This window comes from Staphylococcus croceilyticus (assembly GCF_002902575.1).
Taxonomy (GTDB): domain Bacteria; phylum Bacillota; class Bacilli; order Staphylococcales; family Staphylococcaceae; genus Staphylococcus; species Staphylococcus croceilyticus.
Genome location: NZ_PPRD01000008.1, coordinates 59866 through 86514, shown reverse-complemented (window position 1 = coordinate 86514; position 26649 = coordinate 59866). Strand labels below are relative to the sequence as shown.

The following is a 26649-nucleotide window of genomic DNA, read 5'->3' as shown; positions in this document are numbered from 1 at the left end:
AAATGAGAGTAGGTAAATAAATGAATGATTTTAATGAAATATTAGAAGGTAGAAAATCTGTAAAAGGATTTGACCCAGAATATAAAATTCCGCATGAAGAAATGAATGAAATGATAGCTAAAGCGACGAAAGCACCATCTTCAGTAAATATGCAACCTTGGCGCTTTGTTGTTGTAGAAAGTGATGAAGCGAAAGCGAAATTACGTCCGTTAATTCAATTTAATACAAATCAAAATGACACGTCTTCTGCCATGATTGTCATCTTTGGTGACTTACAATGTTATGAAGAAGGCGAATATATTTATGAACAAGCAGTAAAAAATGGTCATATGCCTCAAGAAGTGAAAGAACAAATGCTTCCAATCGTGCTTGAAAATTATAAAAGCCGTACGCGTCAATCAATGAGCGATATTGTCAAAGTAGACAGCAGTCTTGCAGCAATGCAATTAATGTTAGTAGCGAAACAACACGGTTATGACACAAATCCAATAGGCGGTTTTAATCATGAAGAAATTGGTAAAGCCTTTGGATATGATTTAGAACGTTATGTACCTGTGATAATTATCGCTATTGGTAAAAAAGCTAAAGAAGCACATACGTCATTTAGAATGCCAGTAGATAGAGTGGTAGATTATAAATAATTTCTTGATTAGAGGTCATACTATTGATGGGTTTTTTTCAATAAGTATGACCTTAAATTTTTTTATTTTATAAAAAGTGGGTATAACTATATTGGATGAAGCTATAAAGGAACTACACAAAGTACTTAATTTATAAGGAGAAAAAAGAATGACAAATGCTTCTAATGAACACAATTTAACGTCGTTGCGTCGTGTGGCATCAGGTTTGTATGAAACAGAGACGTCCGTGCTTCCGTTTGATGAAAGATATTTACTTAAATCTTTTATTTTGGAACGTGCGCAAGGTAATGTTATCATCTATCATTCTCCAAGCCTTGAAAAAGCTCAAGATGATATCAAAGCTTTAGGTGGTGCGACACGTGTCCTTATTACTCATGAACATGAATCGCTCGGAGGTAAAACAGATATCGATTTACCATTTTGGATTCATGAAAAAGATGCCAAAGCGATGAGTGAAACAGTAGATATAGCTGGTCAGTTTACGAAGCGCGAAATGTTAGCGGATGACATTGAAGTTATCCCTACGCCAGGTCATACACCAGGCACAACAATGTATTTATGGGATAATGGCGAACATCGTTATTTATTTACTGGCGACTTTATCTGTGTAGATAACGGAGAATGGCGCACAGTTGTTTTAAGCTCAAGCGATAGAGAAGCCTCTATTAAGAGTTTAGAAATAATTCGCGACTTAGACTTTGATGCTATCGTGCCTTGGGTCGCTATTAAAGATGAACCTTCAGTCTTTTTTGTTGAGAATGAAAACGATAAAAAGGAGCGCATTCAAAAAATAATAAATCGCGTTTGTAATGGTGAGAATACTTGATAAATTAAAAAGGTATCTTAAAAGAAAAACATGAAATTCTATGTAAGACAATTTTCAATAACTGGAGATGATAATCGATGAACGCTAATCGAGGAATCAACCATATCGGTTTAACAGTACCAGACATGGAAGTTGCTACAGACTTTTTCAAAAAAGGTTTAAATGGCAAGATCGCTTATGACAGTCAAAAGAAGACAGATGAACCTCGTGGTGGAGGGCATGTAGAACATATTCTTGGTTTAGAAAAAGGAGCTAGTATCATTCACAAACGTATGATGGTCTTTGGTAATGGCCCTAATATTGAAATGTTTGAGTTTAAAGATGCGCAACAAGGTAAACCACAATCACTACAAGATATTGGTTTCACGCATATTTCATTTTATGTGGAGGCAGAAGAATTCGATAATGTGTTATCACAAGTGAAAGAAGCGGGCGGACAGCCTATTTCTGAACCACATGAGAATACAAAATATGAGGACACAAAAGGCAATAAGACAGTGTATGTTAAGAGCCCATGGGGCAGTTTAATCGAGATTCAAACCATTCCCAATGGATATTATTATCCAGATGATAGTGAAGCAAATGTGTTTATTCCGGACCCGTCTGATGATTAAATTTATTAATTTATAAATATTATTAGTTATTACAATATCGTTAGATTAAGATTTTTAATATTTTCTTATCTAAATTTAAGGTATACTTTCTACATTAAGAACTTTATTAAATAAAGTCTTATATGTTATTTGTATAACGGAATAGCATCATTTACACATTATTTATTGGAATATCATAATTGAAATTGGGTAACAAGTTAAAGACATACAATTTCTGATATGTCAATAGAAGATTAGGGGAGTTTTACAAGATGATTGATATTCAAATTGAAAAATCAGAATTAATTGAAGTAATGCAAAATATTATTAATGAAAAAGTAAACGTTGAAAATGAAGATGCATGTGAATATTTAGCAACTGAGATTGTAAATGGTTTAGAAGATTATAATAGTGATGAAACACAAGCAAACAATTTATTAGGATTAAATAGTGAATTACGCCATAAAGTTGATCAAAAAAATCATGCTAAAAAAGTAACCTTAACTGCTACAGAAGACTCCAGTGAGACAGACGATGCATCTCAAAATGCGAGCAACAACTAATGATGACTATGAGTGAACAATTGGTTGCTTGCACAATAGTTATATATGAAAGTTTCACCTCCTTTGATAAGATTTAAGATCTTCTCAATAGGAGGTGATTTTAATTTTATACATAATAAAAAAGTCCTGTAAGAAATATATTCTTACAGGACTTTGATAGCGGAGGGGGAAGGATTTGAACCAACGCGAGCTAAAAGCTCCTACCAACCATAAATGGTTGGCCTCTTAAGCCAGGCTTGAGTACCCCTCCATGACAATACTTAAGTATCATACTATATAGAATGGTTTTTGTAAATAAATATGAATTAAATGTAAATATTAAGTAAACTCAAATTGTTTTTAATTTTTTCAATGAAAAGACGCATTGTGTCCCAGTTATGTAATATAATAATAGTGAAAATTTTTAAATAATGATTATGAAATTGAGTTGGAATGTTCATTTTATAAAAGAAAGGAATTAGGGGACAGATTATGTGGAAATCTAAATTCGGTAAATCTTTAATTGCTAGCGCTATTATTGGCGCAACAGTATTAGGCTACACTGGACATCACGATGAAGCTAAGGCAGTTGAAACAAATTACTATTATGATGGAATACAATCAAACAGTTATCAAGCATATTTAAAAGCTAAAAAAATTAGCAATAATAGTATTTCTATTCAATATTACCCAAATGCTGCGCAAAATAATTTAAAAGCGGTTGGACGTGTCTCGAACTTAAATGGTTGGAAAGCAGGAAAACCAGAATATAAAGGTCAAGATTCAATGGGTACGGGTACAGTTATTGGGGCGCATACATTTATTACAAATGCGCATGTTATTGATGATAAATTTGGTAGAGCTGCGGCACCTAAATACATTAAGTTTCAAATGAATCGTGATGGAAACCGTATACCTTATGCGTTCAAAGCAAGTGAAGTTATTAAAGTGCCTCAATATGATATTGCTATTGTACATACTAAAGAAAACATGGCGAAATATGTGAAACCAGTTCGTATTGCCACAGATGCAGAAATTAATAAATTGAAATTCAATACGCCACTTTATTCGTTAGGTTATCCTTGGCAATATGGCGATAATACGAAACCATATTTTAATAAACTACGTGTGACGCAATTTTCATCAAATGGCACGGAAATTCAAACAAAAGATATCTTTAGATCAGGGGCTTCAGGTTCTCCGATGTTAAATAGTAGTTTTAATACAATGTATGGGTTAAGAACTTATGGTTATAACTTAATGGGTGGTTCATCAGATGCTTATGCGAAGCAAGAATTGTCTGGTGGCGAATCATTTAAAGGTTATGCTGGGAATTTTGTACGTCAGCACATTAAATAATATGGTTTTATAGACTGATAGGGCATGCTTGCTGGAGTAATCACGAAATGGTGAGTGCTCTGGTGGGTGTGCTTGTTTATTTGAAAATTTTGCGCAGCGACGGTTTATGTCGGTGTTAACAGTTATAATGGAAGTATGATGATATAAGGGGTATTTGGTTCTGCATTTTCAAAAAGAGAAAGGGATGGGAAAATGAAAAAGAATTATTTAATGGTTGGTGCGTTGACGGGGACGTTGTTGTTGGCGGGTTGTAGTTTGACGATTAATGGGCCTGGTAAGTCGACGGAGGATAGTAATAAGACGTCGCAGTCGGATAGTAAGGGTAGCGAGAAATCTGAATCTGAGGAGTCTAAAAAAACGGACAATAATTCAAAATCAAATGAGAATTCTAATAAAGAATCAAAGAATAATAATACTGATAATGAGGTGCAGAATTTATCTCAAGCGGAAAAATTGGCTTTGGCGTTAGAGGATGGAGCAATTTCGGATTATGCGATTACGGCGGATGAATTGAGAAATCATTCATATACAACAAAAAGTTTTGATGGTGATCGTCAACATCATATTGATACTTATTATATGGAACATTTGGGTGCTGGTATTGAAGGTGCACCTAGTGATATGAAATTTTATAATGGACGACCAGCTAAGGGTAATTTTTCGACGCTTGTTGGAATTGGAAATGATAAGATTTTAATTGCTGGTACGCAAAGTTCTGGTGATTATCAATCATTTGTAAATTCTCAAGCTGGTAATGAATTAGATATTCGCGATTTGTATGAGAAATATGGTAATAGTTCTGATTATAAAGCGATAGCGAACCAAATTTCATTTAGCCAGGCACCACAGACTAATGAGACTGAAGATACTGATGAATCTAGTAGTGAGTCTAGTGGTGAAAAGGTAACGCGTGCGTATGTGATTGATAAGGTTGAAGATTATGAGGGACATAAGTTGGATACGTCTACGTATACTTATAAGGAGCCTGAACAAAAATCTAATGGGGACTGGGGCTTCTCATTTGTTGATAAGAATGGTGATTTAGCGGGTTCTTATATTGTTACTGCTGATGGAGATGTAATGAAATATGATGAAAATGGAGACCCGGAATAACTTCGAATAGTGAGAAGAAACGAGACAGAGGTCTAATTTTATATAATTAGATCTCTGTCTTACATTCATAGGTTTGTTTGATTTCATCTAAGCGTTGGATGAAACTATCGATATATGATTGCGGTTCTAACATTTTTGCTAATGGTGCTAGTTGGTAAGCGATGTAATAGGCATCGTATCTTGTGCAATTGACCCAAACTAGTAATTTTTTGTCATAGTGTTCGACTACTTCTTTGATTGAAAATTGTTGTTGGAATTGGTTCCAAATTTGTTTGTCTATTTCGAATAAAACAGGGTTTGATGCACAATCTTTGGTAAATTTTGATTCGAGTACTTTAAATGATTGGATATCTCGTAACGATATAGTATAAATCTTATGCTTTTCTTCATAAGTAAACCAATAATCGAAGTGCATATATAAAATAGAAAGTGGTTTAATAACGAACTTTCGATTCTCCACTTCAATACGAACTAAGTTTTTATTAACAATGGCTTTTTGAAGTGCCATTAATAATTTACCTGGTAATAGTTCTTGTCGAACTTTGAATTGATTTAACATCGTCATTAGCATGTGTTTATCTGAAAGTTTGAGTGAAGCGATAGAGCTCGAAAGATATTTATAAATATCATAATGTAGTATTGGCGTTAAACTTTGAAGTTTAATTAATAAACTTAAAATACCTAAACTATGTTTAGAGCTAGTGTCTTGTTTGAGTTCATAGCCATTATGTTTGTGATTATAGACCACACGCGTATTAGTATGATTCCAATAAGGACTTTCATAGAAAAAAGTATTAATCGTATTAATATCACGTTGAATAGATTTTTTACTTACATCTGTGAAGTTACGTATATCATCTTGTGTAACGATACGACCATTAAGAAGTAATGTGAGTAGGTTAAGTATACGACTCGATTTATCCAAGAATTTTGTCCCCTTTATATCGAAAGTAAACTTACTTTAAAAATTATTTATATCGTACCATATTATTTTTGTGATGTGTATAATTCTAAAATTAAAAAATTGTGGCGATTGAATGAAATTTTTTGGAAAAATAGAAATAGTGGATAATGAGTGCTTATGCACAAGTTATCCACTATTTTATTATGTTTGCGTAAGTGATTGATGTGAAAGTAAAAGTGCATAAATAGTATCGAGATGTGGCGTGTTGAGTTGATGTTTTCGTGCTTGGCGATAGATGAATCCTTGAATCGCTTCTACTTCAAGCGGTTGGTTTGCTATAACGTCGTAATACATACTTGTCCCCATATGATCAGGGTAGCCTGCGTAAATATTCATGATATCTTCGACAATAGTATCTGAAAACTGTATTCCTTCTGCTTTTGCCACTTGTGCTCCTTCTATTAATAACTTTCTACATAGAGTATTTACTTCGTTAATTTTTAATATTTGCGCGGTTTTTCTGCCTAGTGCAGTTATTGAATTAATACCTAAATTGACGAGCAATTTATACCATATTTTTTCTTCAATATTCTCTTCTAAAACGATCTCTATTTTTGTGTTATCTAGGACTTTCTTTAGCTCTATAGTGTGTGCATCTTGTTGTAGATGTAGACGATAGTCGCGGAAATGTGTGACTTCGTCTCCTGTCTTTTGTCCACTGATATAGACCACGGCTTGATAGGTATGTTTGAAAGGAAGATGTGAGAGTAGACCGTAGCCATTTTGAGCCAAAATAAAAACTGTTTCATTATGCGCAAGATGGTGAAGTTGTGGAATCAAGGCGTCAAGTTGATGGGTCTTCACGGCAATGATGATAGTGTCGAAAGTTGAATTTGTTTCTTTAATATCTTGGACTTGGATGATTTCATTAGCCGGTTGAATGGTCATTTGTTTAGATGTACGTCCAATAAGAGTGACGTTTGGCAATGTTTTCTTGAGTTCGTGTGCAATGATTGTTCCTACTGCGCCAGCGCCGATAATCGCAATGTTCATGGATGACGTTCCTTTCCTAAAAAAGATATTTATTATTATACAATTTTTATTATAGAAAAATGTGGTTATTTTAATAAACGAAGTACTGTAATTATATAGATGTTTAATTTACACTTTTATTGAAAATAAATTTTTGTGTTGAAATAATAAACACTATGTTATTTAATAATTAGTTGAAATAGTATATTAGCTATTTTTAAGAAACTTTTTATGACGAAAGTTTAAATTTTGAGAGTAATTTAGAGTATTATTACGCATAAGGCTATATAATAAATGAACTCATACTATAGGAGATTTTGAAAAAATGAAAAATTTAGCGAAATTAGTAGAAATGAAGCAAAATAAAACGAAAATTTCGATGATTACTGCCTATGACTATCCCAGTGCGAAACAAGCACAAGAAGCATGTGTAGATATGATATTAGTTGGAGACTCACTTGGCATGACAGTGCTAGGCTATGAAACCACAACTCAAGTCACATTAAATGATATGATTCACCATGGTAAAGCAGTGCGACGTGGCGCAGACGATACGTTTGTCGTCGTAGATTTACCTATTGGCGCGGTGGGTGTAAGTGATGAACATGATTTGAAAAATGCGATTACTTTATATCAAGCAACGAATGCGAATGCGTTAAAAGCAGAAGGTGTGCATTTAGTAAGTTTCATTAAAAAAGCTACTCAAATAGGTATTCCTATCGTGGCACACTTAGGATTAATGCCTCAAAGTGTTGGGGTAATGGGCTATCGTTTACAAGGTGGAACGAAAGACGCTGCGGAACAATTAATTCAAGAGGCACATGCAGTACAAGAAGCTGGCGCCGTAGCATTAGTTCTTGAAGCGATTCCTAGTGATTTAGCGGGCCTTATTAGTCAACAATTAGATATTCCGGTGATCGGTATTGGTGCTGGTAAAGATACGGATGGCCAAGTATTGGTATATCACGATATGTTGAATTATGGTGTTGATCGTTATGCTAAATTTGTGAAACAGTTTGCTGATTTTTCAGTAGGTGTTGAAGGTATTAAGCAATATGACGAAGAAGTAAAAGCTGGCCTTTTCCCAGCAGAAGAACATACGTATAAGAAGAAAATATTGGATGAGGTAAATAGTGATGACACAAGTAATTAAGACTGTGAAAGAGATGCAACAAATCACGCAAGAGTTGAAACGTTCTGGCAAAACAATTGGGTTTATACCAACGATGGGCGCGTTGCATGAAGGACATTTAAGCATGATGCGTCGTTCTGTAGAAGAAAATGATGTTACTGTCATTAGTGTATTTGTGAATCCTTTACAATTTGGTCCTAATGAAGATTTCGATGCGTATCCACGTCAAATTGACCAAGATGTAACATTAGTGAAAGCAATTAATGTTGATTACGTGTTCCATCCAGAAGTTGAAGAAATGTATCCAAACGAATTAAGTGTGACGTTGAAGGTGGGACGTCTAGCGGAAGTCTTAGAAGGCGCACAACGTCCTGGCCATTTTGATGGCGTAGTGACGGTTGTAAATAAATTATTTAATATTGTACGTCCGGATAAAGCTTATTTTGGAAAAAAAGATGCTCAACAGCTCGCAATTATTGAAAAAATGGTAGAAGATTTTAATCATCCAATTGAAATTATTGGCATTGATATTGTACGTGAAGAAGATGGCTTGGCGCGAAGTTCACGAAATGTATATTTAACAGAAAGTGAACGTCAAGAAGCTGTTCATTTGAGTAAAAGTTTAAAATTGGCTAAGTCTTTATATGAAGAAGGCGAACGTCGTAGTAATAATATAGTCGGTGCGATCAAAACATATCTAGCTGAAAATACAAGTGGTCATATTGATGAAGTTGAGATTTATAGCTATCCAGAATTAGAAGTTGTTACTGAAATTGAAGGACAAATATTTATTTCTTTAGCTGTTAAATTTTCAAAAGCACGTTTAATAGATAATATAATTTTAGGAAGTGGAAAGTAAGCTATGATTAGAACAATGATGAACAGTAAGATTCATAGAGCGCGTGTCACAGAATCTAATTTAAATTATGTTGGAAGTATTACGATTGATGCAGATATCTTAGATGCGGTTGATATTTTGCCCAATGAAAAGGTGGCCATCGTTAACAATAACAATGGTGCACGTTTTGAAACGTACGTCATTGCAGGTGAAAGAGGTAGTGGCAAGATTTGTTTAAATGGCGCAGCTTCTCGATTAGTCGAAGTAGATGATGTTGTAATTATCATGACATACGTTCAATTAGATGAACGTGAATTAATTGACCATGCGCCTAAAGTTGCTGTTATGAATGAAAAGAACGAAATTATTCAAATGATTCATGAAAAAGCAGGCACAATTATTAAATAAATAAGTGAGCCGGTAGTCTTAAAAACAAGTATTTGAAATTCGAGGGGGAGAGTTAATATCTTTCTCTCGAATTTTTTATGTTTTAAAATGCCCTTTATTCTTAATATAAAAAGTGAAATAATAAATATAAAGGTTTTAAACAACTATTTGTATTTGGAATTTTATGTTTTAAGGATGGTTATTTTGCATTTTAAAAAGTTTTTAGTCGTACCGTTATCATTATCATTATTTTTAGGAGCATGTGATATTAATATTAATTTTGATAAGAAAAAAAGTAATGGTAATGATAGTGAAAATACTCAACAACAGACAAATAATAGTCAAAATAATGGCGCTCAAAATGAATCGTCTCAAAATAATAATCAGACATCAAACCCTATTTCAATTGAAGAAGCTAAACAAATTGCTTATGAAACTTGGGAAAATGAAGATAGTGCATTTTTTAAAAAGAGTGGTCTCAAGTATAGAGAAGATAAAAGTGATGCTAATCAAATATTTATAGAATCTCCATTATTTGGGATTAATAGTTCAGTAAAAAGTTATATCATTCTTAACAGATATACGGGGGAAGTCATCGAACAAGATAGTGGTGCGCCCTCACCAGATGGCCCTTTACGTCCTAAAAATGGAAACATCGATAGTGCAACTTATAATGAATTAGTTAAATACTATAACAATTTTGTCTATCGTCAAGGGGACCCAGTTTATGAATATAGTGATCAACCTGTCTCAATTGAACAATATAATAAAGTAAGCAAGTTAGTTGGAGAATACATTCAAAAAAATACTAATCAATAAAAGCAATATACAAGTTATGAAATTTGTCGTAAATAAAATGTAGATACGCGTTACCACTATAATTATTTTAATTATAGTGGTAACGCGCTATTTTATATTCAACAAATAATTTTCTATTTTAATCCTAAATATTCTTCTAAAGATTTACCTGATTTATACACTTTAGTAGCTGTATCTTTACCTAAATAACGTAAGTGCCACGGTTCATATTGATAGCCAGTAACTTTTTCTTTTCCTTTCGGATAGCGTACTATAAAGCCATATTCATGTGCATGCTTGGCAATCCACTTACCTTCTTTAGTATCTCCGAAGCTTTCGTATAAATTTTTATTTGAACCCACGGCTCCCACATCATATGTCAAACCTGTTTGGTGTTCTGAGTGACCAGGACGTGCGCTATATTTATCAGCTGCTTTTTTACCATCTCGCGCAACATATTGATTATAAAGTTGTACTTGAGTTTGATAATTTCTAAAACCGCTAATTTTATATAAATTGATTCCTTCCTTACGTGCTTGGTTAAACATTTTTTGTAATGCTTGTTGAGATTCTGGTTTTTCTCCTGGATTAAAACTAGAAGGAAGACTGATTTCTTTATTAACAATTAAGATATTATCAATGTATGTACATCCATTTTTTGTAACCCTTTTATGATTTTTTTGTGCATTTTGATTCCCGTTAGATTTATTGCTTTGTTGTTTAGTGTCATTTCCCGACATAGCTTTGCTATTTGAATGATTAGAACAAGCCGTTAATATTAACGCGCTAGATACTAATGCTGTGAAAAACTTTTTCACTTTAACATCCCTTTCTAATTATTTTTATAAAAGATACTGACGTTATTAATACAAATAAGCGTAGGTAAAGCAAAATTTATATTTAACTTACGTTAAAATTATTGTATAAATAAAGTATAATATGTTTATTCAATAATGTGAACGTTAAAGGAGTAATGGATGAAGAAATTTTTATTTTTAAGCGGTGCACTTTTAATATTATTATCAGCTTGTAGTACAAATGATTCTTCTAAGGAAGATAAAGAAAAATCACATGCAGAACAAAAGGATAAACAATCTAAAAAAAGTGACGCCAAAACAACTACGATTAATACAGCTAAATTATCTGAAAAGGCAAAGTTAGCCTTAGCCTTTTGTGTTGAAGACGCTGAGCAATATACATTAACTAAAAATGAAATTTTAACTGGAATTTATGAATATCGATTATCTACAGGTAAAAAGATTCTTAAATTAGTTGATTTCACGTTGGTTAAAGTTAAAGATCCAATTAATAATGCTCCAGAAGGTATGCATTTCTATACGGTTTATCCAGATAAAGGGAATTTTAAAGCGTTAATTGGGGTCAATAAAGATAAAATCTTTATAGGACGCATGAAAAAAGATGTAGAAGATTATAATGAGCTACTATCTAAAGGCGAAGAGGTAGATTTAAAAGACGTTTATCTAAAAAATAAAGGAAATAAAGCGTTGCCTGAACTAATAAGTAAGATGCATATTTCAAATACGCCGCCAAAAGATCAGGAAGAGGGAGAAAACCCACTTTCAGATAAAAACTTAGAAAAATCTGGAGTGGTCAATACACATTTCCGTACTCAAGCATATCAGCTTATTTCTGATTTTGAAGATATTCCTGTTAGTAAAACGAATTACATATGGGATGATGTTAAACCAATAGGCGATAAAGGTGATTGGAAAGTTAATTACCGTAATAAAGATGGCGAAATCTTAGGTACATATGTTATGAAAAAAGGGAAAATATCTAAACTTGATCCTAATGGTAAAGTGATAAAACAGGAAAAATAAAATAATAGGTATTAAGGCTCAGAAACAAGATTAATTAGTTTTCTGAGCTTATTTTATCTACATGCTTTCTGTAAAATTAAAAAAAAATACATGGATAATATTGAAAAGATTATTTATTTATATTCACTTTTAATAAATTTTACATATGATAAGATAAAAGAAAAGGTGAATAAAGGAGGGTTAAATATGAACCCCAAAGTAGGTTTCGGTCAAGCCTTTAAGCTATTTTGGAAGAATTATTTCAATTTTAAAGGGCGTTCAAGACGTAGTGAGTATTGGTTTATGCAATTATGGCACTTAATTTTTTATATTCCTGCTTTAATTGTTTACATTACAGGTCTTATTTTCTGTATGGTAGCATTTGCCTCACATGAAGAAGGTTTCATGATTACAGGAGTTATTTTAATTCTCTGTTCTGGAATTTACACAATTATTTATGCGTTAGTGATACTAATCCCTCAGCTTGCTTTAACAGCAAGACGCTTCCACGATACGAATCGCACAATGTTTATACCAGTGCTCGTCGTAGTTTTAAATATTATAGTATTTATAATTCAAGTATTTATTAATGTTAATGATCCTAATCTTGAAAGTGGATGGAGTTTAGGATTCACACTAGGAGCTAGTCTGATTACATTTATTTTAGGTATTTATCAACTTGTAATTACTTGTTTCAATAGTAAAATTGAGAAAAATAAATACGGTGAAAGCCCTAAATTTAAAAATTTAAAACCTCACTATGAAGAAGTTTAAATATTAAAAGTGCCCACATAAGTTAATTTTGTAATTGGCTTATGTAGGCATTATTTATTGTAATTTAATTAATTCCTAGAAAATGTTTTACATGAAACATTGTGAAATTTGATGTGTAAATCTATAATTTAGCAACTTGTTGTTTCGCGTTTTTATAAATTTCATTTGGGAAATGCGTAATACGTAATAGCTCAATCGCATTACGCGTATTGGCTTTGCCTTCTTTAATCTTATAGTCAAAGTAGATTTCATTATTTTCAATAGATTCATTGAAATGATAATTATGATATTTAGCTTGTAATAACTCTGATAGTTCAATGTCATGTGTTGCTGCGATGACTCTATAATCAAGCTCCTTATCTAAATAGCTAAGTACAGATTCGGAAGCGGCAATACGCTCCGTTGTATTTGTGCCTTTAAAGATTTCATCGATAAAACAATAAACCGGCATATTCGTTTCAACATCAAACAAGCGTCGTATGGATTTAAGCTCGGCCATGAAGTAGCTGTCGCCTGATAGCACGTCATCGGCATTTGCCATGGAAGTATAGACTAAGCCGGGTTGATAGTTAAACTTGTCGGCTGTCACAGTTTCGATAGATTGGGCGAGTATAAGGTTAATTGCTACAGATTTCATAAATGTTGATTTCCCTGATGCGTTTGAACCAGTTAATAGAATATTGTGGTTGATGTTGAGATCGTTTGGAACTGCATTTTCCAATAAAGGATGAACTAAATTAGTAAATTCTATCTTCTTTTTTTCTGAAAAGGCAGTCGGCTCACAGTAGGTGTCTAGGGTGCGTCGGTACATGGCTAGCGAATAGTGGTTGTCTAGGGTGCTTACGTAGTCATAGCAGGCTAGCACTTCGTCTTGATATCTAAAATAAGTGTGTTGGATGGTATGGAAGAGGAAGTAATCTGCCATGAATGCCATCTTCAGCATCATGACGAAAGCGCCACCGATGTCTTGGTCGCCAACTGTGCCGAGGAGGCCACTAAATAAACGAGCGCCTTTAAAGTGATTGAAGTTGGTTTTAACTTCAGGTGTACCTTCGATTTGGTCAAGATAATATCCTTGTTTAAGCACCTTAGCTGTATAGAATAATGACTTTAAGTCTTGGTCATAAGTTCGTTTTAAGGTGCCTGATAGCACTATATTGAGTAAAACTGCAAAGATTGTTATTAAGACACCAGTCGATGGAGAAAATAACATTATTAATAATCCTAAAAAAGGTAGGAATGGGCATATCATAAATAAATTATTGCGTTTAATTGGCTTAAGTTGATCTGGAAAGATAGGATAGACGACTTTACCAATTAGAGCTAATCGATATGAAACGCTATTACGAAACTGGATATTATTATTAAATTGATCTAATAGTTGTTTATTATTTGTTTGGAACATATGTCGTAAAGTGGCGTACCACTTCATTTCACCAATTGCGGTGAAGTTAAAGTTGCTACGATGAAATATTTCTTCAAGGTTTAAGTCTGACCACGTTTTATCATCTATGAAAGTGCGGTCAGGATATGTATCACGTCTGAGTTTAAATTGATAATCAAAGCGAGAATTTGGACGCACAAAAGTTTCTAAAGAACGTTTATTCTGCCATAAATATTGAATTTTAGAGATTAGTTTTCTTTTCTCAGAAATTGAAATCACAATGTTAACAATTATTCCTAAAATGATAATGCCTAATACTAAAAGCGCATAAGTCTGATAAATATTCATAATTAACTCCTTAATTATTTAATTCACTTATATAATTATTTCATAATAAGATGTAATTAACAAAAATATAAATTAACTTTTTAGAGTTTTTTAAGTGACTTTTAAAGTGTATTATGTTATCTTTATTTAAAATTAACATCTAGGAGTGACGCTTATGAATATTCTTAATGTACCTACAGCATCTATCACCGAACTAAAGAACAGCCCCAAAAGTATATTTAATAAAGCGAAGGAAAAAGATAATGGTGTTTATATCTTTAATAGAAATAATGTTGAAGGTGTCGTCTTATCACAAGAACAATTTGAAACTTTAAATGAAACAATTGAAAAATATGAAACAGAAATTGAAGAGTTAAAAATCCTAACACGTATAAATGATAATACTGAAAGATTATCCGATGAAGAAGTTAGAGGTAAAAGTATTGTAAACACTAGCTTGAATAGTTTTAATGAGTGGGATTAATAAATGTATAGACTTAAATATCACAAAAAAGCAGCTAAAGAATATATCAAGTTGGATGGTCATCAAAGAAAAATTGTTGATATAGGTCTTAATAAAATAAGGGTTTATGGTATGAATTGTGGTCAACCCTTGCATGGTCCATTGAGCGGATGTAGAAAATTAAAAAAACGTAATGATGGATTAAGAATTGTTTTTAGGGAAACAGTAAATGATATAGAAATAATTGAAATAATTGCGATTGGAAAACGAAATAAAAGTGAAGTATATAATAATAGCTTAAACCGTATTAATTAATAAAAGCGGATTTCGAATTTTTCAATATAAACTAGATATTTCAAAATGATTAGATAATCATCAAATTCATTAGAAGGAATTGGTGATTATTTTTTAGTTTTCACTTATAACGCCATACTTTATTTCTAACTTAGCAATATCGTTTCTCATCGTGATATGCTTAGTTGTGATATAGGAGGATTTGATTAATATGACAGATAAAAAATTATTATCAATATTCAATTTAATGAATTATAAAAATACCATGTTGCTAGGTGCATGCTTATGATGACTTTTCTAGCTATTGCGATTTTTATCATAACGTTAATTTTTGTAATTTGGCAGCCGAAAGGTCTAGATATTGCTATTACTGCTGTTATAGGGGCAGTGTTGGCGCTTATTACTGGCGTTGTAGGCTGGTCGGATATTGTAGAGGTAACAGGAATTGTTTGGAATGCGACATTGACGTTCGTAGCAATCATCTTAATTTCTCTTATACTCGATGAAATCGGCTTTTTTGAATGGGCTGCTTTACATATGGTGCGTGCGTCTAAAGGAAATGGCGTTAGAATGTTTGTCTACATTATGCTACTTGGTGCCGTTGTTGCAGCTTTCTTTGCGAATGATGGGGCGGCATTGATTTTAACGCCAATTGTCCTTGCGATGGTGCGTCATCTTGGCTTCAATAAGAAAGTCATTTTCCCGTTTATCATCGCCAGTGGATTTATTGCTGATACGACGTCGTTACCTTTTACAGTAAGTAATTTAGTGAACATTGTATCTGCAGATTATTTCAATATTGAATTTATTAAATATTTTAGTCGCATGATTATTCCAAACTTATTTTCTTTAGTCGCAAGTATCGTTGTGTTGTGGCTTTATTTTAGAACGTCTATTCCGAAGCGGGTGGACACTCAGTCTATTCAAAGCCCTCACAAGGCAATTAAAGACCAGAAGCTTTTTAGAATCTCTTGGGTCGTTTTAGTAATACTACTTGTTGGTTATTTAAGTAGCGAATTTCTTCACATCCCTGTGTCATTCATTGCCGGAGCTATCGCGATTATTTTCTTAATCTTGGCTCGTAAATCTCATGCTGTTTCTATTGGAAAAGTAATCAAAGGCGCGCCATGGAATATCGTGATTTTTTCATTAGGTATGTATTTGGTCGTCTTCGGTTTGAAAAATGTAGGAATTACGACAGTATTAGGACAAATATTTTCAAATATAGCAGAACATGGATTATTCACAAGTATTATGGGCGTAGGTTTTATTTCTGCCATCTTGTCATCTATCATGAATAATCTACCAACTGTTTTAATAGATGCGATTGCGATTCATCAATCACAAGTGACAGGTTTACTTAAAGAAGGTATGGTGTATGCGAATGTGATTGGTTCAGATTTAGGTCCGAAAATTACGCCAATTGGTTCTTTAGCAACACTTCTATGGCTTCACGTGTTAGCTCAAAAGGATGTTAAAATTTCCTGGGGAATTTATTTTAAAACAGGTATCGTTATTACCATTCCTGTACTATTTATGACTTTATTAGGTTTATATATTACTTTAATTCTCTTTTAAACTAGATAATTTTCTTTAGCTGATTTAACATGATACAGTTTATTTATAATTGAAATAGTATTTATTTTAAAAGGGGTAATGAAATCATGAGCACATTTTCAGAAAAAGAAAAAATTCAAATGTTAGCTGATATTGTCGAAATGAATACAGTCAATGATAACGAAATTGAAGTCGCACGTTATTTAAAAAAATTATTTGAAGATCATGGCATTCAAGCAGAAATTGATGAAGTTGAAGAAAATCGTGTAAATTTAATTGCTTCTATCGGGGAAGGTAGTCCAGTAGTAGGCATTTCAGGTCACATGGATGTGGTATCTGAAGGTGACCCTGAAGATTGGGATTATCCTCCATTTGAGCTTACAGAAAAAGATGGTTTGTTATATGGACGTGGAACATCAGATATGAAAGCAGGTCTGTTAGGCTTAGCTATCGCTATGATTGATATTAAAGAAAGTGACGCTTTACCTAAAGGTACAATTAAATTTATGGCAACTGCGGGCGAAGAAATGGAACAATTAGGTTCAGCTCAATTATATGAAAAAGGTTATATGGATGATGTCGAAGCATTGATAATTGCAGAGCCATCTGAGCAAAACCTTGTGTATGCGCACAAAGGATCAATAGACTTTAGAATCACATCTAAAGGACGTGCAGCGCATAGCTCAGTGCCAGTTATTGGTCATAATGCGATTAAGCCATTAATTCAATTTATTCAAAATATAGATGAAGAATATGAGCGTTTATCAAAAGAATTAAAATATGAAAAACTAGATTTCACTCATCTGATTGAACGTATTCAATCACAATTACAACAAAATAGTGAATTAGATGAAGATGAAGTGAAACGTGTCATTTCAGGATTAGTCATCAGCAATACGATTATTCACGGAGGCAACCAAGTAAACTCAGTGCCAGATGTAGCTACTGCTGAGTTTAATATTAGAACGGTGCCTGAATACGATAATGAAAAAGTAAAAGAATTATTTAAAAAATACCTTGAAGAAATCAATAAACAAGGCGGTAAATTAGAAGAAAATATGTATTTAGATTTAGATCCTGTTTTAACTACTGGAGATAATGATTTAATCAAGACTGGTCAACAAGTCGCTAAGCAAGTCTTTAATGAAGATATCGTAGCATCTCCAACTGTTGCTGTAACAGATGCGTCTAACTTATTAAGAGGTAAAGATGAACACTTCTCATTCTTAATGTTTGGTCCAGGCACAGTGCCTCATCAAGTGAACGAACATGTAGAAAAAGAGAAATACTTCAAATTTATCGACTATTATACAGAACTACTTACAACTTATTTAAAACAACATGACTAAAGTTTAAATTTCAAATATATTTCTATAGGCGGTAACACTTTTAGAAGAAGTGTTATCGTCTTATTTATTAGAATAGATGGTAGTAAAGATAGAAGTGGGGTAAGACTGATGTTTGTCTGAAGTTAGTGGGAAGGGCGTCTTAAAAAACCTTATTATATCAACCTTTAATAAGAAAAGAGGAATTTGAGGTGAAGCACCTTAAATTCCTCTTTTTTTATATTATTTTCTTTGTGAATGATTGGTTGATGCTTTATGAGGGTGTTTATGATGGCGAGCGTGAATGAAGTAATACGCAATGATAGCCACAATAATGACACCAGCCATCGCTAAATAAAGATTTCTATAACCTAAGAAAGGTATAAATATTCCTAGAATAAATGGACCCATTCCTGCACCGAAATCAACAAAAATATAAAAGGTTGATGTAGCTAAGCCCATTTTACTAGATGGTGATTGCTGAACAGCAATTGCTTGAGCAGTTGGAATAACTGTACCATAACCAATACCAATAAAAGCTGCTGCCACGAGTAAAGTGAATGAAGAAGTTGTCATACTTAAGATAACTAACCCTATCGCAAAACTAGCTAAAACTGGATACATTACCTTATTTTCCCCAAAGCGATCGTAAATTTTACCTGTAAATGGACGTGTAATAAATGTCGCAATGGCAAACACGACAAAGAAGAAACTTGATGCTGTGACTAAATCGAGTAAATCAGCGTAAATAGATAAAAATGAAAGGACACTTGCATACGCAATACCGACTAAAATAACTACCATTGAAATTGGTAAAGCTTCTTTTTGTAAAAATGCATTAATACCTTTCGGCTTATGTGTAGCATCTTCACTTGTGTCCATTTCATCCATTGGTAACTTTTTAATAAAAATAGTGAAGACAAGTGAAATAAGGATACTGATTAGGCCAATCGCAAAAATTGAAGAAAAGCCTAAATTATTGTCTAACACTAAACCAAGAAATGGTCCGAATGCAGAAGCTAATGTCACGCTAAGACCGTAATAACCAATTCCTTCACCTTTACGTTCTTCTGGGATAATACGGGAAGAAATCGTACCAGTCGCCGTAGATGAGAATCCGAATGCTAAACCATGAAGAAATCGAATTAACATTAATACCCAAATGTTATTAATCGTGAAATACAATGCAATTGCGATAATTGAGGCAATTACACCTCCGAGTAACACCTTTTTAGGTTGTAAACTATCGATAATTCGCCCAGAACCGAGCCTGCCACCTAACATACCGATAATGAATACACCGGCAGCTAAACCACCTATGCTTTCTGACGCATGGTATTCGTCAATGGCAAACGAAGTCACTGTAACAATGAGCATATAATGAATTAAATACATAAATAAATTAACTAATGTTACAAAGATAAAATCTTTCGTCCACAGACGTTGTGCCATGTTCCCCCTCCTAAATATTTACAATAAGTCATTATGAAATGTGTGTTTTCCTATATAAAGTTATTATAGTAATCAATTATACTAATGTATAATTAGAATTAATGAAGTTAATATAAGTAGAGCTAATATAAAAGAGGTGTGAAATGAACTTTGAACAATTAAGCTATATTAAAACGGTCTATGAACAAGAATCGATTGTACGTGCAAGTCAGTTGATGCATATTAGCCAATCGGCAATGAGTCAGTCAATTGCTAGTCTTGAGAAAGAGTTAGGTTATCAATTGTTTTACCGTTCGCGAAAAGGCACTGTCCCAACTAAAATAGGTAAACAACTCATTCCTAGAATTTTAGAAATATTAGAGGCTAAAGAGCGTTTAATGATTGAGATAGATAGCTTGCAGACGAATATTGTCGGCAAGTTAAAAATTGCGACCATACCCACTATTTTCCATAAATTAATACCTAAGGCATTATCACATTTCAAACGAGATTATCCTAATGTAGATGTTGAAGTCATTGAAGCGGATCGTGAAGATATTGTTTCGATGGTTGAGAATAATGAAATTGACTTAGGATTAACTGGTCAAACGACAATCAATGAAACACCTAAGAATGTTATTGAAACGTCACTTAATTTAATCTCGAATTTTAAATTGATTGTCCCATCTAAGTCTAAGTTAACGTTCAACGATACAGTTGCCTTAGAAGATATTAAAGACTACCCATTTGTACTGTATGATCGTAGTTTTTACCACCATCATTTAAGACAATTTGAACAGACAAATGGGGAATTAAAAATTGTTTTTCGAACGAACAATCCTGTCGTATTGATGAGAACGGTGGCTGAGGGATTAGGTGTAGGCATTGTTTCAAGTTTAATGCTAGAGAACGAGCCATTCTTGAATAATGAATTAATTGAGGCGATTCCTCTTGGCCAGCCTTTTAATTATTTTATTAACTTTGTTGCTGTAACACATAAAGAACGAGGTCATGATATGTCTGTTCAAACTTTTATAAAGTATTTAAAACATTAGTAAAATAATTTTTCTAAAGACACCTCACAAAACTGCCAAAGATTATTCATAAAGCGTTCAAATTATTAATATATAAAAGTGATAATATAATAAATGAATAATATTTTAAGAGGTGTTTTTTATGAGTAATGCGAAAAAAGTTGCAGTCGTTACAGGTGCTGCACAAGGGATTGGATTTAAAATTGCAGAACGTTTATTTAATGATGGCTTTAGTGTAGCGCTTGTCGACTTTAATGAAGAAGGCGCTAAAAAAGCAGCAGCTTCATTAAAAGCTGAAGGACAAGAAGCGGTAGCATTTAAAGCAGACGTTTCAGACCGTGACAATGTCTTTAATGTATTACGTGGCGTTGTAGAACATTTCGGTGAATTTAATGTATTAGTTAATAATGCTGGTTTAGGACCAATGACACCTATCGACACAGTAACACCTGAACAATTTAGCCAAGTCATTGGCGTTAATATTGGTGGTGTCTTCTGGGGTATCCAAGCTGCTTTAGAACAATTTGAAAAATTAGGTCATGGCGGTAAAATCATTAACGCTACTTCTCAAGCAGGGGTTGAAGGTAACAAAGGTTTATCTTTATACAGCAGTACTAAATTCGCTGTGCGTGGTTTAACTCAAGTAGCTGCACGTGACTTAGCAGAAAAAGGTATTACAGTTAATGCCTATGCCCCAGTTATCGTTGAAACTCCAATGATGGAAGGTATTGCGATTAAATTAGCTAAAGAAAATAATCAACCAGAAGAGTGGGGTTGGAAACAATTTACTGATCAAATTACATTAAAACGTTTATCTAAACCAGAAGACGTTGCGAACGTAGTAAGCTTCTTAGCAGGTAGCGATTCTGATTACATCACTGGACAAACTATTATCGTTGATGGTGGTATGAGATTCCACTAATATTAGGCGATAGATTTAACTTGTATTTAACGTTAAATAATTTCTAGAATTAAGTACAATTTAAAACGAAATAGTATATAATATTGTTTAAACTTATGAAACAGAAAGGGAAAAAGTGGATGAGGTTAAACAGTATTAATTTAGTTTCTATAATTTTATGTATATTATCATTCCTTTTAGCCATCTCAATTATGTTTACGAGTATGTTTTGGTATTTACCAGGCTTCTTTGTAATTCTGTTATCAGTAATCTCTAGTATCGTAGGTATGATGAATGGCAATAGACTATTGAATGGTGCAACTTTAATTTTAACAATTGTTTTCTTTGTTATTTTTTCAAGCCCATTACTTTTAGCATAGGACAATAATATATATTTATGAAGTGGCTTACACCCTTAACGGTGTGAGCCGCTTTTAAATTGGGATGGAATGGGTAGATGTAAGTATTAAAATTTAAGGGGGATTACAGTATGGATGTTAGATTTCCGATTGGTCAATTTGAAGCGCCTAAAGATCCAACTTTAGTAGATGTGAAACAATGGATAAGTGAAATTGAGGTTTATATTAATCATTTAAAAGAAACAGTCGATCATTTAAGTGATGAACAATTAAAGAAACAATATCGTGAAGGTAGTTGGACGGTTAGACAACTTGTCCATCATATTGCAGATTCACAAATTAATTTATATGAACGTTTGAAAATGGCTTTAACTGAGCAAGGTGTAACAGCCTTTATGTTTAATCAAAATAAATGGGTAGAGTTACCTGATTCATCTTTACCTATTGATATTTCTCTTCATATTTTAGAAGGGTTAAATAAACGTATTGTTGAAATGGGAAATCATGTTACAGAAGAAGATTTATCACGCAAAATTACATTATCTGATGGTAGTGATGTGTCAGTAGCTGAGTTATTGGCAAAGTTATCTTGGCATGAAAGACATCATTTAGAACATATTAAAATTGCATTATCTAAATAAAAAGTATTTCTAGCGTTAGCATGACAAAATATGGCATTTTAAAATAATTGCTCTAGAGTGAACATAGACACCTTTATTTTATAGATGTAAAACTAGAATAAAGGTGTTTTTTTACTTTAAAAAGTTGTGAGTATTGTAAAATTTACCTTGTTTCATGAAAATTGCATGTGCTAGGATTGATTTATGATAACGTTTTCATAAAAAGATAAGCGAGATGAGATGATGAATTCTACAGAAGTTAAGCAATATATTGAAGATGGAAAATTAACCGTAGGCATCGAATTTGGCTCAACAAGAATTAAAGCCATAGCTATTGATGACCAATGTCAAACGCTAGCGACTGGTTCTTTTGAATGGGAGAACAGCTATCGCGATGGCTATTGGACGTATTCAATGAATGATGCTTGGGTTGGCATTCAAAAAAGTTATGCCGCAATGACACAAGAATTGAAAGATAAGTACAACGCTACTGTAACTAAACTCGCTTCACTAGGTATTAGTGGTATGATGCATGGTTACTTACCTTTTGATGAGAAAGATGATTTACTCGTTCCTTTCAGAACATGGCGTAATAACAATGCAAATAAAGCTGCAGAAATTTTACGTGAAGATTTCCAAGTGAATATTCCAGAACGTTGGAGTATTGCGCAACTTTATCAATCTGCTTTAGATCAAGAACCACATGTAGAGAACGTACGTTACATGACAACGCTTGCGGGCTATATTCATTGGTATCTTACTGACGAGAAAGTGCTTGGTATTGGCGATGCTTCAGGCATGTTCCCAATTGACAGTGAAACACAAGATTATCGTCAAGATATTCTAGATCGTTTTAATGCTCTGTTTTCTGAAAAGGGGTATACCCAAGATATTCGCGACATTCTGCCTAAAGTAGTTGTAGCAGGTGAGTGTGCGGGACGTCTTACAGAAACAGGTGCTAAATTAGTCGATCCAAATGGTGAATTACAAGCAGGGTGTCCTTTATGTGCACCAGAAGCTGACGCGGCAACGGGGATGGTTGCGACGAACAGTGTAGCTCCAAGAACTGGTAATGTTTCTGCAGGTACAAGTATTTTTTCAATGATTGTCATAGAAAAACCAATTAAGGCTGTCTATCCAGAAGTCGATATTGTGACTACGCCAGATGGTTACGAAGTTGCGATGATTCATGCGAATAACTGTACTTCTGATATTAACGCTTGGGTAGATTTATTTGGCGAAGTGTTAGATACCATGGGCGTGCAATACGATAAAGGGGAACTTTTCACAAAATTATTTGAAAGCGCTTTAAAAGGTGATCAAGATTTAGGTAAATTATTATCTTTCGGTTATATTTCAGGTGAATTTATCACAGACGTGCAACATGGTTATCCAATGCTCGTACGTTCTGTTGATAGTAAATTTAATCTTGCAAACTTAATGAAGACACATATTTACAGTGCCTTCAGTACATTGAAAATCGGCATTGATTTATTAAAAGATAAAGAAAATATTCAAATTGATTCGATGTTCGGCCATGGCGGCATTTTCAAAACGGAAAAAGTCGCACAAACATTCTTAGCGGCTGCCCTTCAAAGTCCAGTGCTAGTGATGCAGACGGCTAGCGAAGGTGGCGCATGGGGTATCGCGGTGTTAGCAAGATACATGATTAAAGAGGAAACAACGAATTTAGCAACATATCTTAATGATTTCGCATTTAAAGGCACGGAATCTTTAACAATTGAACCTACGAAAGAGGAAATTGATAGTTTCAGTGCTTACACAGAACGCTTTAAACAAGGCATTCCACTCGAACGTCTTGCGCATGAACAATTTCATTCAGAATAATCAAATTAATAATTAAACAAAGGTAGAAAGTGGGATTAAGGTGGTTAATGATTTACAAAAACAGCAACGCCAGTTTTTAGGTTTACCTATGGTTTTAATTTGGGGATATATCGCCGTAGCAATCTTTATGACTGGTGATGGGGTAGAACAAGCATTTTTATCTAAATATATTATGAGTCTTGGCTATAGTAATGCAGAAGCTGGAAATGTATTAACAGTTTACGGGTTAATCGTTGCTGTAGCTTCATGGATGTCAGGTGTGATGGCTGAAATCTTCAGTCCGAAACGTATCATGACAATCGCATTTATTATTTGGATTATCTTCCATGTTGGATTCTTAACGTTAGGCTTAGCTCAAGATAACTACGCGATGATGATGATTATGTACGGTATTCGTGGATTTGCGTATCCAATGTTTATTTATAGCTTCGTAGTTTGGATTACATATTCTTCACCTAGTCATAAACTTGCATCAGCAATGGGTTGGTTCTGGGCAATGTATTCTATCGGTATTGGCGTATTAGGTTCATACTTACCAAGCTTCACAATTCCATTTATTGGTGAAGAAGGTACTTTATGGTCATCAATTATCTTTATCGCAATTGGCGGTCTTATTGCCATGTTCTTTGTTAAAGATAATAGAGGTGCAGATGTTGAAGCTAAACGCATGACTAAAGGGGAAATTTTAAAAGAATTTGGTCGCGGTATTACGATTTTAGGTAAGAAGGACGTAGCTGTTGCTTTTGTGGTACGTATTATCAACCAATTATCTTTATTTGGTTTAGTTGTATTCTTACCACACGTTTATACATCTGATTTTGGTTTCACGACATCACAATGGTTACGTGTGTGGGGCTTAATGTACTTTGTCACAATCTTTACTAACTTATTCTGGGGTGTCGTTGGTGACAAGATTGGTTGGGTACGCCAAGTACGTTGGTTCGGTTGTATTGGTATGGCTATATCAACGTTGGCATTCTATTACTTGCCATCATGGAGTGGCCCAAATGTATTTGTAACAACATTAATCGCTTTAATGTTAGGTTTCGCAGTTGCGGCGTATGTGCCGATGTCAGCCATTTTCCCAACGTTAGTGCCTGACCATAAAGGTGCTGCAGTTTCTGTACATAACTTAGCAGCTGGATTAAGTAACTTTATTGGTTACGGTCTTGCTAGTGTCGCACTATCGTTTACAACAGCAGAAGTCACAATTTGGATTTATGCAATTCTTTACGTTGTTGGCTTTGTTCTGACGTTCTTTATGAAAGTGCAACAACCGAGTAAACAAGTAAATACCACAGTTAACACACAAGCAAATACAGCAAATGCGCAAACAAATTAGAAGGGTGAGAGAATCATGACAAACATTATTGATCAATTTAAAATTAACGGGAAAGTTGCAGTTGTAACAGGAGGCGCAATGGGTCTAGGTAAAGCTATGGCTGAAGCCTTAGCACAAGCTGGCTCAGACATTGTTATCGCCGATATTAAATTAGACTTAGCCAAAGAAACTGCTAATGCTATCGCTGAAAAAGAAGGTGTTAAAACGACAGCATTAAAAGTAGACGTTACAAATCCTGAAGACGTTAATAAAATGGTTGAAGACGTTGTTAAAGAATATGGAAAAATTGACGTATTAGTAAACAATGCTGGTATGACAATCAATGAAAAAGCAGAAGATGTGTCATACGAAAACTGGTTAAAAGTCATTAACTTAAACTTAAACGGCGTATTCTTAGTAGCACAAGCGGTAGGTCGCCAAATGATTAAACAAGGTAATGGTTCGATCATCAATACATCTTCTATGTCAGGTTTAATCGCCAACAAACCACAAGAACAAGCATCTTACAACGCTTCTAAAGCAGGCGTTATCATGTTAACGAAAAGTTTAGCGATGGAATGGTCTAAATATGGTATTAAAGTTAACACAATTGCGCCAGGATACATGAAAACAGCGTTAACTGAACCAATGTTCAATACTGGTGGAGAAATGATTGATTACTGGATGGGCGCTACACCAATGGGTCGTCCAGGTGAACCAGAAGAATTAGGCGGTATCGTAGTATACCTTGCTTCTGATGCATCATCATTCGCACAAGGTAGTGTCTTCACTATTGATGGTGGTTACACTGCATTATAGTTTCTCTTTGAACGTACGAGAAAGGAAAATTTGCACTTTTTTGGCACTAGTGCTATTATAAAAATGAAAAGGGAGCGGGACAGAAATTAAAATAATTTCGTTGTCCCGCCCCGGCAAGGATGACTAGGTTTGAAAAAAGCTTGATTTAAGCGCATTTTTCAAATCAGTCAGCTACTGCCAAAATGATAGAGTAGGCTGAAACATTTT

Annotated in this window: 27 protein-coding genes and 1 tRNA gene; 22 read left to right on the top strand and 6 right to left on the bottom strand. The window is 33.8% G+C overall.

Features of this window, described 5'->3' with window-relative positions; translation table 11 throughout:
• Nucleotides 1–20 precede the first annotated feature (20 nt).
• The 4 genes from CD128_RS01885 (at nt 21) to CD128_RS01870 (ending at nt 2623) form a co-directional block, all read left to right on the top strand.
• Complete coding sequence (locus CD128_RS01885; protein ID WP_103328397.1) at nt 21–641, top strand: nitroreductase family protein; 621 nt, start codon at nt 21–23, stop codon at nt 639–641.
• Nucleotides 642–789: 148 nt separating this feature from the next.
• The gene (locus CD128_RS01880; protein ID WP_197730759.1) at nt 790–1467 is read left to right on the top strand and encodes an MBL fold metallo-hydrolase; all 678 of its coding nucleotides are present in this window, start codon (nt 790–792) and stop codon (nt 1465–1467) included.
• 77 nt (nt 1468–1544) lie between these two features.
• Nucleotides 1545–2081 carry a VOC family protein gene (locus tag CD128_RS01875; RefSeq protein WP_103328396.1) on the top strand — a complete coding sequence of 179 codons (537 nt, stop codon included), beginning with the start codon at nt 1545–1547 and terminating at the stop codon, nt 2079–2081.
• Nucleotides 2082–2332: 251 nt separating this feature from the next.
• Complete coding sequence (locus tag CD128_RS01870) at nt 2333–2623, top strand: hypothetical protein (protein WP_103328395.1); 291 nt, start codon at nt 2333–2335, stop codon at nt 2621–2623.
• A gap of 160 nt (nt 2624–2783) precedes the next feature.
• On the opposite strand, the gene CD128_RS01865 is transcribed toward CD128_RS01870, so the two are convergent.
• Nucleotides 2784–2873 (bottom strand) — tRNA-OTHER (locus CD128_RS01865).
• 221 nt (nt 2874–3094) lie between these two features.
• On the opposite strand from CD128_RS01865, the gene CD128_RS01860 reads away from it, so the two are divergent.
• Nucleotides 3095–3961, top strand: a complete 867-nt coding sequence (locus CD128_RS01860; RefSeq protein ID WP_103328394.1) for a trypsin-like serine peptidase — start codon at nt 3095–3097, stop codon at nt 3959–3961.
• Nucleotides 3962–4153: 192 nt separating this feature from the next.
• On the top strand, nt 4154–5074 hold the full coding sequence (locus CD128_RS01855) for a hypothetical protein (RefSeq protein WP_103328393.1): 921 nt from the start codon (nt 4154–4156) through the stop codon (nt 5072–5074).
• 46 nt (nt 5075–5120) lie between these two features.
• Here the strand turns inward: CD128_RS01855 and CD128_RS01850 are convergent, their stop codons facing one another.
• Together CD128_RS01850 and CD128_RS01845 are read right to left on the bottom strand one after the other, a co-directional pair.
• Nucleotides 5121–5999: a hypothetical protein gene (locus tag CD128_RS01850; protein WP_103328392.1), complete on the bottom strand. Its 879-nt coding sequence runs from the start codon at nt 5997–5999 to the stop codon at nt 5121–5123.
• 180 nt (nt 6000–6179) lie between these two features.
• Nucleotides 6180–7031 carry an oxidoreductase gene (locus tag CD128_RS01845; protein WP_103328391.1) on the bottom strand — a complete coding sequence of 284 codons (852 nt, stop codon included), beginning with the start codon at nt 7029–7031 and terminating at the stop codon, nt 6180–6182.
• 304 nt (nt 7032–7335) lie between these two features.
• Between CD128_RS01845 and panB the strand changes: the two genes are divergently transcribed.
• From panB to CD128_RS01825, 4 genes are all read left to right on the top strand, one after another.
• Nucleotides 7336–8163: a 3-methyl-2-oxobutanoate hydroxymethyltransferase gene (gene panB / locus CD128_RS01840; RefSeq protein WP_103328390.1), complete on the top strand. Its 828-nt coding sequence runs from the start codon at nt 7336–7338 to the stop codon at nt 8161–8163.
• Nucleotides 8147–9001, top strand: coding sequence for a pantoate--beta-alanine ligase (gene panC / locus CD128_RS01835; protein ID WP_103328389.1), 855 nt, complete (start codon nt 8147–8149; stop codon nt 8999–9001). Before panB ends, panC begins: the two co-directional genes overlap by 17 nt.
• A gap of 3 nt (nt 9002–9004) precedes the next feature.
• Nucleotides 9005–9388, top strand: coding sequence for an aspartate 1-decarboxylase (panD, locus tag CD128_RS01830; RefSeq protein ID WP_103328388.1), 384 nt, complete (start codon nt 9005–9007; stop codon nt 9386–9388).
• A 183-nt stretch (nt 9389–9571) separates the two neighbouring features.
• A complete protein-coding gene (locus CD128_RS01825; protein WP_103328387.1) occupies nt 9572–10186 on the top strand; it encodes a hypothetical protein in 615 nt (204 codons plus the stop codon).
• A 113-nt stretch (nt 10187–10299) separates the two neighbouring features.
• On the opposite strand, the gene CD128_RS01820 is transcribed toward CD128_RS01825, so the two are convergent.
• Entirely contained in the window at nt 10300–10983 is a 684-nt protein-coding gene (locus tag CD128_RS01820) for a M15 family metallopeptidase (protein WP_103328386.1), read from the bottom strand.
• A 159-nt stretch (nt 10984–11142) separates the two neighbouring features.
• On the opposite strand from CD128_RS01820, the gene CD128_RS01815 reads away from it, so the two are divergent.
• A complete protein-coding gene (locus CD128_RS01815) occupies nt 11143–12006 on the top strand; it encodes a hypothetical protein (protein ID WP_103328385.1) in 864 nt (287 codons plus the stop codon).
• Nucleotides 12007–12192: 186 nt separating this feature from the next.
• Complete coding sequence (locus CD128_RS01810; RefSeq protein WP_103328384.1) at nt 12193–12759, top strand: DUF805 domain-containing protein; 567 nt, start codon at nt 12193–12195, stop codon at nt 12757–12759.
• Nucleotides 12760–12880: 121 nt separating this feature from the next.
• Here CD128_RS01810 and CD128_RS01805 read toward each other — a convergent pair whose 3' ends face one another.
• A complete protein-coding gene (locus CD128_RS01805) occupies nt 12881–14491 on the bottom strand; it encodes a MutS-related protein (RefSeq protein WP_103328383.1) in 1611 nt (536 codons plus the stop codon).
• Between the two features lie 154 nt (nt 14492–14645).
• On the opposite strand from CD128_RS01805, the gene CD128_RS01800 reads away from it, so the two are divergent.
• The 4 genes from CD128_RS01800 to CD128_RS01785 all read left to right on the top strand — a co-directional run bounded on the left by CD128_RS01800 (nt 14646) and on the right by CD128_RS01785 (nt 18133).
• Nucleotides 14646–14954, top strand: a complete 309-nt coding sequence (locus tag CD128_RS01800) for a type II toxin-antitoxin system Phd/YefM family antitoxin (RefSeq protein WP_103328382.1) — start codon at nt 14646–14648, stop codon at nt 14952–14954.
• A 3-nt stretch (nt 14955–14957) separates the two neighbouring features.
• Complete coding sequence (locus CD128_RS01795) at nt 14958–15248, top strand: type II toxin-antitoxin system RelE family toxin (protein WP_103328381.1); 291 nt, start codon at nt 14958–14960, stop codon at nt 15246–15248.
• Nucleotides 15249–15515: 267 nt separating this feature from the next.
• Entirely contained in the window at nt 15516–16805 is a 1290-nt protein-coding gene (arsB, locus tag CD128_RS01790) for an arsenite efflux transporter membrane subunit ArsB (RefSeq protein ID WP_103328422.1), read from the top strand.
• Nucleotides 16806–16891: 86 nt separating this feature from the next.
• Nucleotides 16892–18133 carry an ArgE/DapE family deacylase gene (locus tag CD128_RS01785; protein ID WP_103328380.1) on the top strand — a complete coding sequence of 414 codons (1242 nt, stop codon included), beginning with the start codon at nt 16892–16894 and terminating at the stop codon, nt 18131–18133.
• Between the two features lie 219 nt (nt 18134–18352).
• Here CD128_RS01785 and CD128_RS01780 read toward each other — a convergent pair whose 3' ends face one another.
• Nucleotides 18353–19561 (bottom strand): MFS transporter, encoded by a 1209-nt coding sequence (locus CD128_RS01780; protein ID WP_103328379.1) that lies wholly within the window; start codon nt 19559–19561, stop codon nt 18353–18355.
• 143 nt (nt 19562–19704) lie between these two features.
• Between CD128_RS01780 and CD128_RS01775 the strand changes: the two genes are divergently transcribed.
• From CD128_RS01775 to CD128_RS01745, 6 genes are all read left to right on the top strand, one after another.
• Entirely contained in the window at nt 19705–20595 is an 891-nt protein-coding gene (locus CD128_RS01775; RefSeq protein ID WP_103328378.1) for a LysR family transcriptional regulator, read from the top strand.
• Nucleotides 20596–20716: 121 nt separating this feature from the next.
• Nucleotides 20717–21496, top strand: coding sequence for a (S)-acetoin forming diacetyl reductase (locus CD128_RS01770; protein WP_103328377.1), 780 nt, complete (start codon nt 20717–20719; stop codon nt 21494–21496).
• A 469-nt stretch (nt 21497–21965) separates the two neighbouring features.
• Complete coding sequence (locus CD128_RS01760) at nt 21966–22475, top strand: YfiT family bacillithiol transferase (protein ID WP_103328375.1); 510 nt, start codon at nt 21966–21968, stop codon at nt 22473–22475.
• Between the two features lie 222 nt (nt 22476–22697).
• Complete coding sequence (locus CD128_RS01755; RefSeq protein WP_103328374.1) at nt 22698–24302, top strand: xylulokinase; 1605 nt, start codon at nt 22698–22700, stop codon at nt 24300–24302.
• Between the two features lie 40 nt (nt 24303–24342).
• The gene (locus CD128_RS01750; RefSeq protein WP_103328373.1) at nt 24343–25644 is read left to right on the top strand and encodes an MFS transporter; all 1302 of its coding nucleotides are present in this window, start codon (nt 24343–24345) and stop codon (nt 25642–25644) included.
• 15 nt (nt 25645–25659) lie between these two features.
• Nucleotides 25660–26442, top strand: coding sequence for a glucose 1-dehydrogenase (locus tag CD128_RS01745; RefSeq protein ID WP_103328372.1), 783 nt, complete (start codon nt 25660–25662; stop codon nt 26440–26442).
• Nucleotides 26443–26649: the final 207 nt, after the last annotated feature.

Coding starts and splice junctions, on each gene's coding strand:
- CD128_RS01885 (WP_103328397.1), top strand. CDS start 21: ATGAATGATTTTAATGAAATATTAGAAGGTAGAAAATCTGTAAAAGGA.
- CD128_RS01880 (WP_197730759.1), top strand. CDS start 790: ATGACAAATGCTTCTAATGAACACAATTTAACGTCGTTGCGTCGTGTG.
- CD128_RS01875 (WP_103328396.1), top strand. CDS start 1,545: ATGAACGCTAATCGAGGAATCAACCATATCGGTTTAACAGTACCAGAC.
- CD128_RS01870 (WP_103328395.1), top strand. CDS start 2,333: ATGATTGATATTCAAATTGAAAAATCAGAATTAATTGAAGTAATGCAA.
- CD128_RS01860 (WP_103328394.1), top strand. CDS start 3,095: ATGTGGAAATCTAAATTCGGTAAATCTTTAATTGCTAGCGCTATTATT.
- CD128_RS01855 (WP_103328393.1), top strand. CDS start 4,154: ATGAAAAAGAATTATTTAATGGTTGGTGCGTTGACGGGGACGTTGTTG.
- CD128_RS01845 (WP_103328391.1), bottom strand. CDS start 7,031: ATGAACATTGCGATTATCGGCGCTGGCGCAGTAGGAACAATCATTGCA.
- panB (WP_103328390.1), top strand. CDS start 7,336: ATGAAAAATTTAGCGAAATTAGTAGAAATGAAGCAAAATAAAACGAAA.
- panC (WP_103328389.1), top strand. CDS start 8,147: ATGACACAAGTAATTAAGACTGTGAAAGAGATGCAACAAATCACGCAA.
- panD (WP_103328388.1), top strand. CDS start 9,005: ATGATTAGAACAATGATGAACAGTAAGATTCATAGAGCGCGTGTCACA.
- CD128_RS01815 (WP_103328385.1), top strand. CDS start 11,143: ATGAAGAAATTTTTATTTTTAAGCGGTGCACTTTTAATATTATTATCA.
- CD128_RS01810 (WP_103328384.1), top strand. CDS start 12,193: ATGAACCCCAAAGTAGGTTTCGGTCAAGCCTTTAAGCTATTTTGGAAG.
- CD128_RS01805 (WP_103328383.1), bottom strand. CDS start 14,491: ATGAATATTTATCAGACTTATGCGCTTTTAGTATTAGGCATTATCATT.
- CD128_RS01800 (WP_103328382.1), top strand. CDS start 14,646: ATGAATATTCTTAATGTACCTACAGCATCTATCACCGAACTAAAGAAC.
- CD128_RS01795 (WP_103328381.1), top strand. CDS start 14,958: ATGTATAGACTTAAATATCACAAAAAAGCAGCTAAAGAATATATCAAG.
- arsB (WP_103328422.1), top strand. CDS start 15,516: ATGACTTTTCTAGCTATTGCGATTTTTATCATAACGTTAATTTTTGTA.
- CD128_RS01785 (WP_103328380.1), top strand. CDS start 16,892: ATGAGCACATTTTCAGAAAAAGAAAAAATTCAAATGTTAGCTGATATT.
- CD128_RS01780 (WP_103328379.1), bottom strand. CDS start 19,561: ATGGCACAACGTCTGTGGACGAAAGATTTTATCTTTGTAACATTAGTT.
- CD128_RS01775 (WP_103328378.1), top strand. CDS start 19,705: ATGAACTTTGAACAATTAAGCTATATTAAAACGGTCTATGAACAAGAA.
- CD128_RS01770 (WP_103328377.1), top strand. CDS start 20,717: ATGAGTAATGCGAAAAAAGTTGCAGTCGTTACAGGTGCTGCACAAGGG.
- CD128_RS01760 (WP_103328375.1), top strand. CDS start 21,966: ATGGATGTTAGATTTCCGATTGGTCAATTTGAAGCGCCTAAAGATCCA.
- CD128_RS01755 (WP_103328374.1), top strand. CDS start 22,698: ATGAATTCTACAGAAGTTAAGCAATATATTGAAGATGGAAAATTAACC.
- CD128_RS01745 (WP_103328372.1), top strand. CDS start 25,660: ATGACAAACATTATTGATCAATTTAAAATTAACGGGAAAGTTGCAGTT.